This is a genomic window from Minwuia sp. IMCC3009 (genome assembly GCF_029909415.1).
Classification (GTDB): domain Bacteria; phylum Pseudomonadota; class Alphaproteobacteria; order Minwuiales; family Minwuiaceae; genus Minwuia.
The window spans coordinates 2,140,157-2,152,903 of the sequence record NZ_CP123781.1 but is presented as its reverse complement, the minus strand read 5'-3'; the positions used below and the strand labels follow the sequence as shown (position 1 = coordinate 2,152,903).

Below are 12,747 nucleotides of genomic sequence, written 5' to 3'. Positions count from 1 at the left end.
TCTATCGATAGGCGACGAGATCGCCGCCATCCGTGACTATGTACAGCGTTTCCCCCGCCACGACGGGTGCCACCGAAATACTGTCGGAGAACTTGATGCTTCCGAGGGCAGAACCGTCATAGGGGGACATGGACCAGACGGCGCCATTGCTGCCCGCCACGATCAGGCGATCACCGGCCAGAACCGGGCCGACCCAGGTGATGCGCCCGCGCTTGTCCTCCACATCGGTGAACTTCGGCATCTGGGTGACCCAGCGGATGCCGCCATCCAGCGTCGAGAGCGCCACGAGCTCGGCCTCGTTGGTGACGATGAACAGGAAGCCACCTGCGATCCAGGGGGTCTCGCTGCCGGCCATGTCCTGATCCCAAAGGCGATTGCCCTGACGCAGATCATAGGCAGCCAGATAGCCGCCATGGCTGATCGCATAGACCTTGCCGTCGTCGATGATCGGCTGACCGTCCAGGTCGTTGATCGAGCCGAGCGGGGTGATGCGCCGGGCGCGGACAAGCTGGTCCGACCAGAGGGCCTGCCCGGTATCAGCACGCAGCGTGTAGAGCTCGCCGGACGAATAGGGCGCCAGCACGAACGGGCCCTGCGCCGAAGGGGCAGGGGCACCGATCAGCTCCGCCGCCTCGATGATGCCCTGGTGCTGCCAGAGCTCGGAGCCATCCTCGATGCTCAGCGCGAACAGCCGGTTCTCGGAGGCGAGCAGGAATATCCGGCCATTGCTGATGGTCGGTGCGCCGCGTACCGGGCCGTCGACCTTGCCGCGCCAGTAGTAGCGGCCTGTCGCAAGCTCCATGGCGTAGATATCGCCATAGGCGGTTGCCACGACAAGGCGACCCTCGCCAATGGCCATGCCGCCGCCGATCTCCCCCAGGTCCTCGCCCCGACGTGCCAGACCGACACGCCAGATGCGTTCCCCGGTGCGGGCATTGAACGCGGTGATCTTGGCCTCGGAGTCCATCGTGTAGACGCGGCCACCCGCAACCAGCGCGCGGGAGACGATCTGCTCCTCACCATCCGCGCCCGCACCGATGTCAGCGCTCCAGACACGCTGCAGCGACGGACCAAGTGCGACATGCTGCATGGCGGCGTTTGATGTTCCGGCGGACTGGGGCCATTCCGCATTGACGAAGGGGGCAGGCAGGATGACTTCCAGATCCTGCACACGCTGCTCCGGCTCCAGCTTGGATTCCAGCGCCAGGATCGAGATCCGTTCGCCGGGCAACCGGGGTTCTTCCGACGTGAACCAGCCACTGACCGTATCGCAACCGGAAAGGGTCAGCGCCAGCGCACCCGCCGCAGCCAGTCGGATGAAGGGGTGACGGGCAAGCATGTCACTCGGCCCCGAGCGCCCGCAGGAACTGTTCGGCGCGGGCCTTGACGCCGGCAGTTGATGTGGCGTCCTGGGTCAGATCCTTCAGGGTGGCGATCGCACCGGCCCTGTCCCCCGCAGTCAGTTGCGCGGCGGCCTGGACCTCGCGGGCCATGCCGCGGAAGGGGCCTGATCCATCAATGACCGGCTGCAGTCGTTCGGTCGCCGCATCGGCACCATCGGTCTTCAGCGCCAGCATCGCCGCCTTGATCGCGGCCAGATCCCGCTGTTCGGCGGGCAGGTCGTCATCGCGACGGATGCGGTCGAAAGCCGACAGGGCTGCGGCGTCATCTCCGGCTGCGGCACGCGCGGCAGCGGCCTGCTGGCCGGCAAGGGCGCGATAGCCGTCCGATCCCTCCGCGACCAGAGCCTCGAAGATCTCTGCCGCCTCAGCAGGTTTGTCGCTTTCGAGCAGGATCATCGCCTCTTCGAACCGGGCACCCTGCGCCTGCTGTTCGGCGGCGGTATATTCGCGCCAGCCGACGATTGCGGCGGTGGCCGCGATCACCAGCACAACGGCGGCGATCGCATAGGGGCCATAGCGGCGCGCCATCTCTGTTGCACGGTCGCGGCGGACATCTTCGTCCACCTCACGGAAAATCAGATCGTCGCTCAACGCTGCCGCCTGCTGTTACCTTGGGATCAGAACAAGCGCACTAGATAGCGACTGCCCGGATGCTATGCAAACGGCGTGAGCAGCCATGCCCGCTTTTTCGCAGGCGTGCGGGCCGGATCGGCCGTTCAGTGGCCCTCCGCGAGCAGGCTGCGTGCGATCCGGGCAACATCTTCCGACGCGGGGCTGAGCGGATGCCGTTTCAGCATCGGTGTCTGTCGCCGGATCGTGTCGTTGACGTTCGGGTCGCGGGTGATGATCCCGGCCAGCCGCGGCTTCACCTTCAGGAAGTTCTCGCAGGCCGTCGAAAGCTTGGCGAAGGTCCGCTCCCCCTCCGCGCGGCCACCGCACATGTTGACCACCACGCGGAAGTCGCCGCCCGGCCGGTCGGCGTGCAACAGCTTGATCAGGGCATAGGCATCGGTGATCGCGGTGGGTTCTTCCGTCGTTATCACCATCGTTGGTCCCGAATTGGCGGCGAGACCGCGAATGCTGCGGTCGACACCGGCACCCAGGTCCAGAACGACGTGATCGTAGACCTGTGCGGCGGCCAGCAGTCCATGGCGCAGCAGGCTTATCTGATCGTTGCGGACGTTGACCATGCGGGCCGAGCCCGAACGACCGGCGACCATGTCGAATCCGGTCTCGGGTGACTTCGTGACCACCTCGTCGAAGCGTTTCGTGCCCAGCACTGCCTCACTGAGGTCGTGTGAGGGATTGAGGCCCAGCTGGATATCGATATTGGCGAGGCCCAGATCGCCGTCGAACAGCAGCACCTTGCGGCCCGCCTGCGCCAGCGCATGTGACAGCGTGATGGCGAACCAGGTCTTCCCCACGCCGCCCTTGCCCGATGCGACAGTGATCAGTTTCTTTCCCGACAGGGCCTCCGGATGCGTGGCGGCCTTGTCGCTGGAGCGGGAGCGTATGGTTTGGTCGCTCATGCGTGCTTCCTGACTTCATCCAGTTCCGCCGCGCCGTCCGGGTCATTCAGGATCAGGCGCGCCAGAGCGGTCGGGGTGAGAGGGTAGAGACCGTCGGCGATGACGGGGGAGGCACCGGCAGCGGCAAAGCTGAGGCCGGTCGCTGCGGCGGCCAGGATGCCGCCGATGCGGCGTGCCGTGTCGATGCGGGTCGCCACCAGTCGCGTGACACCGAGTTCCGCAAAGACGTAGGCGATGTCCTCATATTCATAGGGGTCGCCACCGGCGGGCAGCACCAGTACCGGTTCCGCATCATTGATCTCGATGGTCTCGCGCAGTTTCTGGATGTCGGCGTCATCGAACGGGTTCACTCCCTCCGTGTCGATGATGCGTGGCCCGGACCATTCCAGTCGGCGACCAGGGGACAGGCGGACAGGCCGGTTGTCCAGGATCTCGGCCAGTTCCATCAGCCTCATCTCGCCGCCCGGCCGTTCGATATCCGTCGTGGCGATCTTGAGGGGGCGACCGGACAATATCGATTCAACCGCGTACTTGGCGGCAACGACGGTCTTTCCCGCGCCCGGCGGTCCAACAAGGACCAGGGCATTGTCGGATGGGCGACCAAAGGGCTTGAACCGGAACACATGCTCCATTCCCGCCGCGAGAGAGACTGTCAGTGAGGGGTCATTGACCTCTGCCGCACGTCGGCAAAGCTTCTCGTTGACCTCCAGCGGGGCACCGTGAAACGCAACAGCGCGAAGCAGCCGCTCCGCTTCTTCCGGCAACTGGTCCTCGTCCTCGTTGACTTCCAGAGGCAACACATTCGGGCCAAGATCACGGTCCCGGACCTGGAAGGTGTCGATGACCGGGTCATCCGTCGGATCGATGGCGGCGGTGACCTCGACACCCTCCGCGACGTCCCGGTTTCCGAGAATGACGGCATCGCGACCGAGTTCCTGGCGGACGAGCCGCAGGGCCTCGCTCATGGACCGCGCTGTGAAGGTTCGGATCCGCATCGTCTATCAGACCTGTGCCAACTGACGCAGGCGCACCTTCGGGTGCACCTCGTTCTGCGACATTACCACGGTCGCACCGCGGATGCGCTCGACGATGGAGCGCACGAAGGGCCGGATGGCCGGGCTGGTCAGCAGTACAGGGTCCTGGCCCTGCTGGCCCAGCCGGTCATAGGTCATGCGAATGGCTCCGATGAACTCCTGCACCTTGCTGGGGGCCATGGCGAGCTGGCGTTCCTCGCCCTGGCCGACGAGGGCTTCCGCGAAGGCGCTTTCCCAGTCGGGGGAGAGGGTAACCAGCGGCAGGAAGCCGTCGGGCATCAGGTTGGCGTTGCAGATCTGGCGCGACAGGCGGGTGCGCACATGCTCCGTGATCAGGCTGACATTCTTGGTGAAGCCGACGGCGTCGGAGATGCCCTCCAGCACCGTCGCCAGATCGCGGATGGAGACGCGTTCGGCCAGCAGGTTCTGCAACACGCGCTGCACGGCGGAGACACTGATCTGGCTCGGGATCAGGTCGTCGACCAGCTTGCGATGGGCGTCAGGCAGCTCGTCCAGCAGCTTCCGGGTCTCGGCGTAGGACAGCAGGTCGGGCATGTGATCCTTCAGCACCTCGGTCAGATGCGTCGTGACCACGGTTGAGGCATCGACCACCGTCAGGCCGCGGAAGCTGGCTTCTTCGCGCAGGGAATCGTCCACCCACTTGGCGGGCAGGCCGAAGGCAGGCTCCGTCGTGTTCTCGCCCGGCATGTCGATGTCACCGCCGGCGGGATCAAGCACCATCAGCTTGTTGGCGCGGACGTCGCCCGTACCGGCTTCCACTTCCTTGATGCGGATGGAATAGGTGTTCGCGCCGAGCTGCATGTTGTCGAGGATGCGGACGCTGGGCATGACGAAGCCCATGTCGGTGGCGATCTGGCGCCGCAGGGCGCGGATCTGGTCGGTCAGCTTCGGACCATTGGTGTCGCCCTCCACCAGTTTCAGCAGGCCATAGCCGATCTCCAGCCGCAGGTCGTCGATGGCCAGGATCTCGGCGATGGGCTGTTCGGCGGGCTCGGCGGCGGCGGCTTCGGCGCCATCCACAACCTCCGCATCGACTGTCGGCTGCTGTCCCTTGCGGTACAGCGTCCAGGCCCCGAAGCCGGCGGCACCGGCCAGGATCCAGAAGGGAATGAGCGGAATGCCCGGCAGCAGCGACAGGGCGACAAGCAGGAACGAGGAGATGCCGAGAGACGCGGGATAGCCGCTGAACTGACGGAACAGGGCCTTGTCGGCAGACCCGGAGACACCGGCCTTGGAGACCAGCAGACCGGCCGCCGTGGAGACGATCAGCGCCGGGATCTGGGAGACCAGACCGTCACCGACGGTCAGCAGGGTATAGGTCTGCCCGGCCTCCATGAAGCTCATGTCGTTCTGGGCGACACCGATGATGATGCCGCCGATGACATTGATGAAGGTGATCATCAGGCCGGCGATGGCGTCGCCACGAACGAACTTGGATGCACCGTCCATGGCGCCGAAGAAGGTGCTCTCGTCCTCCAGGTCCTTGCGGCGGCTGCGGGCCTCGTCCTCGTTGATCAGGCCGGCCGAAAGGTCGGCGTCGATCGCCATCTGTTTGCCGGGCATGGCGTCCAGAGTGAAGCGCGCGGCCACTTCCGCGATGCGCCCGGAACCCTTGGTGATGACCACGAAGTTCACGATCACCAGAATCGCGAAGACGATGATGCCGATGACGAAATTGCCGCCCATGACGAAGTTGCCAAAGGCTTCGATGACCTGACCGGCGGCGTCGGTGCCATTGTGCCCCTCCGACAGGATCAGCCGGGTGGAGGCCATGTTCAGGGCCAGCCGTATCATGGTGGCAATCAGCAGCACGGTGGGGAAGGAACTGAATTCCAGCGGTTTCTGGATGAACAGGCATGTCATCAGCACCATCACCGAGAAGGTGATGGAGATGGCGAGACAGAAGTCCAGCAACCAGCCCGGCATGGGCAGGATCAGGACAACCAGGATGGCAACGACACCCAGGGCCAGCGCAATGTCGCCGCGCCGGGCGAGCTGGCGCAACAGGCCAAGCGCTTCGGGGCCGCCGAAGGGGCTGCCTGTTCCGCCGGTGCTGCCCGTCGCTACTGCGCTGCTGCCGCGTTCTGCCGGAAGCTGGTCGCTCAAATCAGGATCCTCGGATGTCGGAAAGGGGTTTCATGAAGGGCGTTCGGTGATCAGACGGCGTAGCGGCGCATCTCGCCGGGACCGGGCACGGGGATTCCTTCTTCCGTGTAGGCCTTCAGCTTGTTGCGCAGCGTACGGATCGAGATGCCGAGGATGTTCGCGGCATGGGTCCGGTTGCCGAGGCAGTGATCCAGGGTCTCCAGGATCAACTGCCGTTCCACCTCCGCCACCGTGCGACCGACCAGGTTCGCTGCTTCCGCGTCCTCACCCTCCACGGGCAGGGACGAGACAGCGGCCCCACCCGTCGCGGCCGCCACGACGGCGACCGGGGACTGGGTGGCGGCGGGGCGGCTGCCGTCGGGCAGCACGATGGCCATTTCCTCGATCTCGTCCTCGGTGGCCAGCAGCACGGCACGGTGCATGGTGTTTTCCAGCTCACGCACATTGCCCGGCCAGGCGTGGCGCTTCAGAACCGCCAGGGCGCCGGCGGACAGGGGGCGCGGCGGGACGGCATTGGCGTCGGCGTACTTGCGCACGAAGTGGTCGGCCAGCAGGGCGACATCTTCCAGCCGCTCCCGCAGCGGCGGCAGCACCAGGTTGACCACGTTGAGCCGGTAGAGCAGGTCTTCGCGGAAGTTGCCCTGGCGGACTTCCTCGACCAGGTCGCGGTTCGATGTGGCAATGACGCGGATGTCGACCTTCACCGGCTTGGAGCCGCCGACACGGTCGATCTCGCGCTCCTGAATGGCGCGCAGCAGCTTGGCCTGCAGGCGGATATCCATTTCGCTGATCTCGTCCAGCAGCAGGGTGCCGCCGTCCGCTTCCTCGAACTTGCCGACGCGGCGGGTCACGGCACCGGTGAAGGCACCCTTCTCATGACCGAACAGTTCCGATTCCAGCAGGTTGTCGGGGATCGCGGCGCAGTTCACCGCGACGAAGGCCTTGTCGCTGCGACGGCTCTTCTGGTGAATGTGGCGGGCCATGACTTCCTTGCCCGTGCCGCTTTCGCCCGTGATCATGATGCAGGCGTTGGACGGGGCGATCTGGTCGGCCAGCTTCATCACAGCATGCATCCGCTGATCGCGGAACAGCAGGTCGGTATCGTCGTCAGCCACGGCCTTCAGCACCGCCGCGATCAGCTCGGGGTCCGGGGGCAGGGGCACATATTCCTTGGCGCCGCCCTTGATGGCGCGGACGGCGGCGTCCGTGTCGTTTCCGACACCGCAGGCCACGACCTCCAGGTTGATGTGTTCGCTGATCAGCTGGGTGACGAAATCACCGATATCCAGCTTCACGTCCACCATGGCCAGGTCCGCGCCACGTCCGGCGCGAAGCTGCACCAGTGCGTCGCTTACCGTGTTCACATGGGCCACCTTGGCACCATTCTGGATGGCGATCTTGCTGGCTGCACCGAACTGTCCGGACAGGGGACCGACGATCAGAAGTCTCATCTGGTATTCTCCTTTGAGCGTCAGGCTGCGTAGTAGCGGACGCGTTTCAGCGGCGGCAGCAGGCTGTTGATCAGCGCCTCGAGATGGCGCGGGTTTTCCTTGCAACTGATGGAGCGGGCGGCGGCGGCATAGAGGCGGTTCAGCGTTGCCTCCTCCTCCGTGTGATGCTCCAGCTTGGTGGCGAGCGGATGCAGGACCATGTTGGCCAGGATCGCGCCATAGAGGGTGGTCAGCAGGGCCAGGGCCATGGCCGGACCGATCTCCGTCGGATTGTCGAGGCGGCCCAGCATCTGGACCAGGCCCAGCAGGGTGCCGATCAGGCCCATCGCAGGGGCGATCTCGCCCGCGCGGTGCAGGACAGCGGCGCTGAGCTTCTCGCGCTGGACCTGGGAGCCGACATCGTTGCTGAGGATGCGTTCGATCTCCTGCGTCGGCGTGTCGTCGACGACAAGCTGCATGGCCTTGCGCAGGAACGGCTCGTTGCGCTCCCGCTGCAGCCTGGCGGGCAGGGCCAGATGGCCATGACGGCGGGCCTCGTCGGCCAGCTTCACGGCCAGCATCGCCGCTTCGGAGGGGTCGCGCAGGCGGCGGAACATGATCGAGAAGACAGCAGGCAGCGTACGCAGCACATCGCCCAGCGGATAGCTGATCAGGGTCACGGCCAGCGTGCCGCCGAGGACGATCAGCAGGGACGGCAGGTTCAGGAAAGCCCTGAAACCATCCCCCAGCCAGATGACGCCGCCCAGCACGAGGACGCTCGCCACCAGGCCGATCAGCGTTGCAAAGTCAAAGCGTGCGAACATGTTCCACAGCCCCCCGGATCAGCCCCGACTGCCCTTGATGATTTCCGTCATGGTCACGCCGAGACGGTCATCGACGACCACGACCTCACCGCGCGCGACGAGCCGGTTGTTGACGTAGATGTCGATGGCCTCACCGACCTTCCGGTCCAGTTCCACGACCGCGCCCTTGCTGATGCGCATCAGCTGGCTGACCTGCATCCGGGACCGGCCGAGCACTGCCGAAACCTGAACCGGAATATCAAAGACGGTCTCCAGGTCACTGGCAGTACGTGAAATATCCTCATCATCTTCATCGCCACTGGTGGTCGCGACGGCGGTGCCGGTGTTGGCTTCATCCTTGATCTCATTCAGGTCGAGGTTGGTTTCGTCAGCCATCTCGAATTACTCCATTCCGCCGTTCTGGCGTTCGTTCTCGTCAAGGAAACGGTCCACTGCCTCGGCAATCGCTGCCTCGGTTGCGGCATGGTCGCGGCTGGCGCCGCCGTCGGCCCATTCGACGCGCGCGTCCTGGGGGCCCATCGTGTCATCGGGCAGCAGCACCACCCGACCGGCAAAACCGGCACCCGTTGCCATCTGGTCGATGCGGTCGCGCAGGTTGTTCGCCACGGTTTCGGACGTGCGGACCACCAGGCGGGGTTCGTCGCGCAGTTCCTTCAGGCAACCGGTCACCAGACTCTCGATTTCCCGCTCCGGAAAGCGGGTGATCAGGGTCTCGGCGAGACGCCTGCCGATCGCGATGCCGACCTGCGCGGCCTCCCTGGCCTGTCGGGCCTCGATGTCGCCCAGGGTCATCCGGCATTCATCGATGCCGCTGGCGATCATGCCGAGCGTTGCGGAGGCCGCGGCCTCCACCTCCTGCCCGGCAAGCTGGCGCCCGCGCCGCTCGCCCTCGGCCAGGGCCTCGGCGCGTGCGGCGTCCAGGTCGGCAGCCTCATAGACCTCCGCCTTCTGGCGCTTGTGCAGAATGCTGCCACCGGTGTCGAAATCATGATCGAAGAGGAACTTCTCAGCCACGTCAGTACACCAACTCGTCGTCGCCCTTGTTGTCCGCCATCATGATGTCGCCCTTCTGGGCAAGATCCTTGGCGGCATTCACCATCTCCATCTGGGCAGCTTCCACATCACGCAGCCGCACGGGGCCCATGGCCTCCATGTCCTCGCGCAGGATCTTGGCCGCGCGTTCCGACATGTTGGAGAAGAAGAGATCGCGCAGCGTGTCGGAGGCGCCCTTCAGCGCCATGCCCAGCTTGTCCTTGTCCACGACCCGCAGCAGGGTCTGCACACCTGCCGGATCCAGCTTGGAGAGATCCTCGAACGTGAACATCAGCGCCTTGATGCGCTCCGCCGAGTCGCGGTTGCGTTCCTCCAGCGCGGAGACGAAGCGGTTCTCCGTCTGGCGATCCAGATTGTTGAAGATCTCCGCCATCATCTCGTGGCTGTCACGGCGGTTGGTGCGCGCCAGGTTGTTCATGAACTCGATGCGCAGGGTTTCCTCGACCTTGTCGAGCACATCCTTCTGCACCGATTCCATGCGCAGCATCCGCGCCACGACTTCCAGCGCGAAATCCTCCGGCAGGGCCGCAAGCACGCGGGACGCATGGTCGGGCTTGATCTTGGCCAGAACCACCGCGACGGTCTGCGGATATTCGTTCTTCAGATAGTTGGCGAGAACGGTCTCGTTCACGTTGCCCAGCTTGTCCCACATGGTGCGACCGGCGGGGCCGCGAATGTCTTCCATGATCTGCTCGACGCGTTCGCGGGGCAGGGACTTGCCAAGCAGCCGCTCCGCGCTCTCGAAGCTGCCGACCAGCGAACCACCGGCGGACATCTGGTTGGCGAAATCGACGAACAGCCGCTCCACGGTCTCCGACGTCACGGAGCCGAGGTTGGCCATGGTCTGGGAGATTTCCTTCACTTCCTCGTCGTCCAGCATCTCCCACAGGGGTGCCAGGCTCTCGTCGGAAAGCGAGAGGATCATGATCGCGGCCTTCTGGGAGCCGGAAAGGTTGCGATAGTCGAGAACGGCCATTGTCCTGTCCCTTTTCCTGCTCAGCGGTCCTGATAGAGCCATGTGCGAAGGATCGCGACGGCCTCTTCAGGGTGCTTGTTGACGATCTCGGAGATCTTGTTGAGGGAGGATTCCTTCACCCGGCCCTCGACCTGATTGATGTCGATGGACGACTCCCTTTCGGGCAACGCGGTGCCGGAGGGCCGGCTGTCGGACAGGGCAGGCATTGCGCCTGATCCGTCGCCGCCAATGGCGTAATCGCCGCCACTGCCGATACGGGCCTGTCCACCGCCCATCCCGCCTGCGCCTGCCAGGGCGATCGTATCGGATCCGGTATCGAGATTTCCGGCGCTCAGGACGCGGTTCAGCATCGGGCGAACAACCAGCAGCATGACCAGTAGCGCGACGATACCCAGGACAAGGATCTCCGCGACCCGCATGATCTCCGACTTGGTGAATCCGGCGACCGCGAACTCGGGTTCGGCGGCCTCGAAAGAAGTCTCGATGTCCGCGAAGCGAAGGTTGCTGATCGTCACGCTGTCACCGCGATCCTCGTCGTATCCCACGGCGGACTGGACCAGGCGGGTCAGCTCCGCGATCTCGTCCTCCGTCCTGGGGCGATATTCCGCGACACCTTCCGCGTTCGGCTCATAGACACCATCGACCAGCACGGCGACGGAGATCCGGCGCAGCACGCCAGCCTCCCGCACCTGGGTCGTGGTCTCGCGGGTGATCTCGTAGTTGACGGTCTCCTCCGTCGATTCATCCGATGTGGAAATCCTGTCGGAGCCGCCCAGCGCACCGTTCTGGCCCGGAAGGTTGGTGGCGACGGTCACCGCATCCTGCTGGTTGCCTTCGGAGGAGTTGGAGCGTTCCTCGCGGATCTGTGTGGAGCGGACGACCTGGCTGTCCGGGTCATAGCTCTCCCGATTGGTCGTCACGCGGTCATAGTCGATCTCCGCCGCGACCTCGGCCCGGACCCGGCCTGCGCCGATGGTCTGTTCCAGCAGGGTCTCGACCGCGCGCTTGATCCGGCGCTCGTGCCCCTGACGCAGTTCCTGGAGGGCCGTGGGAGCGGTGAGCGGGTCATCGCCATCCTCCAGCGCGCGGGAAAGCAGGTTGCCGCGGCTGTCGACGACGGACACGCGACCCGGCTCCAGCCCCGGCACTGCGGCGGCGGCGAGGTTCTGCACCGCGGCGACCCGGTCGCGACCCAGGTTGCCGCGGGTCTTCAGCATGATGGAGGCGCTGGGCTGCTGGGTCTGGCGGGCAAAGACCTCACGCTTGGGCAGCACCAGGTGCACCCGCGCAGCCTCGACACCGTCGAGGGAGGAGATGGTCCGCGCCAGCTCACCCTCCAGCGCACGCAGCAGGTTGATGTTCTGCACGAAACTGGTGGTGCCCAGTGAATCAGTATTGTCGAAGATCTCGTAGCCGACCGAGCCACCGAGCGGCAGGCCTTCCTCCGCTGCGGCCATGCGCATCCGCGCGACCTGATCGCGCGGGACATAGATCTCGGTGCCGTCCCCACGCAACTCGAACGGGATCTGGCGGCTTTCGAGGATGCCGACGATGCTGCCGGCGTCGCGGGACTCCAGGTCCTTGTAGAGCAGGGCCATGTCCGGTTTGGCCACACGGCTGGCGAGGAAGACGAAGAAGGCAACGACCGAGAGCGTGATACCGGCAATGATGAGCAGCCGGGTCACTCCGAGGTTGCGAAAGATGTCCTGCACGTTGGCACTCCGTGGACAGCGTCTGGGCACAGCGAGGGTCTTCGCTGACAGGCTGACGGTAGTGCCAAGGTCGTAAAGGCAGGGTTAACGCTGGGCAGTAATTGCCGGGTAGGGGGAAATTTTTTCCCGGTTGGTCACCGGGCGAGGGAGCTGGAAGAAAGGGATCAACGAAATCTGGCGAAGGCTGTCTGTATCCGGAAGGGGGCGGCCTTCTGCGCGCCTGGGACCTGTCTTCAGTCGGTCATGTATCCTGGTGTGACTTGTCGTGTTTCCTTCAGGTGTTCACCGTTATGGGGCGGTAATCCTGCAGCCGGGTTGCGCGAAGACCAGCCATTCCGTGCCGTTCCACCGCGCGCTGCCACGAAAGGAATTCTTCCACGGACAGGGTGTAGCGGCGACAGGCGTCTTCCAGCGTCAGCAGACCACCACGAACGGCAATCACGACTTCTGCCTTGCGCCGCGCCACCCAGCGGGTGGTCGAGGGCGGTGGCAAGTCGTCCAGCGTCAGCGGCCGGCCGTCGGGGCCGATCACGCTGGGTCTTGTTTCGTATCGATCTGACATCGGTCCATCCATGTGAGTAGGCGTTTGCGAACGATTCCGAAGATACGGAGTGGCTTTTAATTTTCTTCTAAATCATTTGGTTAACGGAAATCGGGCG

The 12,747-nt window shown here is 64.8% G+C and carries 12 protein-coding genes; all 12 read right to left on the bottom strand.

The window, feature by feature from the left end:
- Position 1: 1 nt before the first annotated feature.
- Positions 2–1,339, bottom strand: coding sequence for a PQQ-binding-like beta-propeller repeat protein (locus QGV55_RS10130; protein ID WP_281016931.1), 1,338 nt, complete (start codon positions 1,337–1,339; stop codon positions 2–4).
- Position 1,340: 1 nt separating this feature from the next.
- Complete coding sequence (locus QGV55_RS10125) at positions 1,341–1,994, bottom strand: tetratricopeptide repeat protein (RefSeq protein WP_281016932.1); 654 nt, start codon at positions 1,992–1,994, stop codon at positions 1,341–1,343.
- A gap of 125 nt (positions 1,995–2,119) precedes the next feature.
- A complete protein-coding gene (locus tag QGV55_RS10120; RefSeq protein WP_281016933.1) occupies positions 2,120–2,932 on the bottom strand; it encodes a MinD/ParA family protein in 813 nt (270 codons plus the stop codon).
- Positions 2,929–3,897 carry a hypothetical protein gene (locus tag QGV55_RS10115; protein ID WP_281016934.1) on the bottom strand — a complete coding sequence of 323 codons (969 nt, stop codon included), beginning with the start codon at positions 3,895–3,897 and terminating at the stop codon, positions 2,929–2,931. Before QGV55_RS10115 ends, QGV55_RS10120 begins: the two co-directional genes overlap by 4 nt.
- Positions 3,898–3,933: 36 nt before the next feature.
- A complete protein-coding gene (gene flhA / locus QGV55_RS10110; protein ID WP_348637702.1) occupies positions 3,934–5,994 on the bottom strand; it encodes a flagellar biosynthesis protein FlhA in 2,061 nt (686 codons plus the stop codon).
- A gap of 149 nt (positions 5,995–6,143) precedes the next feature.
- Positions 6,144–7,544: a sigma-54 dependent transcriptional regulator gene (locus tag QGV55_RS10105; protein ID WP_281016936.1), complete on the bottom strand. Its 1,401-nt coding sequence runs from the start codon at positions 7,542–7,544 to the stop codon at positions 6,144–6,146.
- A gap of 20 nt (positions 7,545–7,564) precedes the next feature.
- Complete coding sequence (locus QGV55_RS10100) at positions 7,565–8,347, bottom strand: MotA/TolQ/ExbB proton channel family protein (RefSeq protein WP_281023660.1); 783 nt, start codon at positions 8,345–8,347, stop codon at positions 7,565–7,567.
- Between the two features lie 18 nt (positions 8,348–8,365).
- Positions 8,366–8,722 carry a flagellar motor switch protein FliN gene (fliN, locus tag QGV55_RS10095; RefSeq protein WP_281016938.1) on the bottom strand — a complete coding sequence of 119 codons (357 nt, stop codon included), beginning with the start codon at positions 8,720–8,722 and terminating at the stop codon, positions 8,366–8,368.
- 6 nt (positions 8,723–8,728) lie between these two features.
- Positions 8,729–9,361 (bottom strand): hypothetical protein, encoded by a 633-nt coding sequence (locus QGV55_RS10090; protein ID WP_281016939.1) that lies wholly within the window; start codon positions 9,359–9,361, stop codon positions 8,729–8,731.
- A gap of 1 nt (position 9,362) precedes the next feature.
- Complete coding sequence (gene fliG / locus QGV55_RS10085) at positions 9,363–10,376, bottom strand: flagellar motor switch protein FliG (RefSeq protein WP_281016940.1); 1,014 nt, start codon at positions 10,374–10,376, stop codon at positions 9,363–9,365.
- Positions 10,377–10,396: 20 nt separating this feature from the next.
- Complete coding sequence (gene fliF, locus QGV55_RS10080) at positions 10,397–12,088, bottom strand: flagellar basal-body MS-ring/collar protein FliF (RefSeq protein WP_281016941.1); 1,692 nt, start codon at positions 12,086–12,088, stop codon at positions 10,397–10,399.
- A gap of 274 nt (positions 12,089–12,362) precedes the next feature.
- Positions 12,363–12,650: a DUF1153 domain-containing protein gene (locus QGV55_RS10075; RefSeq protein ID WP_281016942.1), complete on the bottom strand. Its 288-nt coding sequence runs from the start codon at positions 12,648–12,650 to the stop codon at positions 12,363–12,365.
- Between the last annotated feature and the right edge of the window lie 97 nt (positions 12,651–12,747).

Bases quoted from the DNA above. Each gene is read 5' to 3' on its own strand.
- QGV55_RS10130 (WP_281016931.1), bottom strand. From the start codon at position 1,339: ATGCTTGCCCGTCACCCCTTCATCCGACTGGCTGCGGCGGGTGCGCTG.
- QGV55_RS10120 (WP_281016933.1), bottom strand. From the start codon at position 2,932: ATGAGCGACCAAACCATACGCTCCCGCTCCAGCGACAAGGCCGCCACG.
- QGV55_RS10115 (WP_281016934.1), bottom strand. From the start codon at position 3,897: ATGAGCGAGGCCCTGCGGCTCGTCCGCCAGGAACTCGGTCGCGATGCC.
- QGV55_RS10105 (WP_281016936.1), bottom strand. From the start codon at position 7,544: ATGAGACTTCTGATCGTCGGTCCCCTGTCCGGACAGTTCGGTGCAGCC.
- QGV55_RS10100 (WP_281023660.1), bottom strand. From the start codon at position 8,347: ATGTTCGCACGCTTTGACTTTGCAACGCTGATCGGCCTGGTGGCGAGC.
- fliN (WP_281016938.1), bottom strand. From the start codon at position 8,722: ATGGCTGACGAAACCAACCTCGACCTGAATGAGATCAAGGATGAAGCC.
- fliG (WP_281016940.1), bottom strand. From the start codon at position 10,376: ATGGCCGTTCTCGACTATCGCAACCTTTCCGGCTCCCAGAAGGCCGCG.
- QGV55_RS10075 (WP_281016942.1), bottom strand. From the start codon at position 12,650: ATGTCAGATCGATACGAAACAAGACCCAGCGTGATCGGCCCCGACGGC.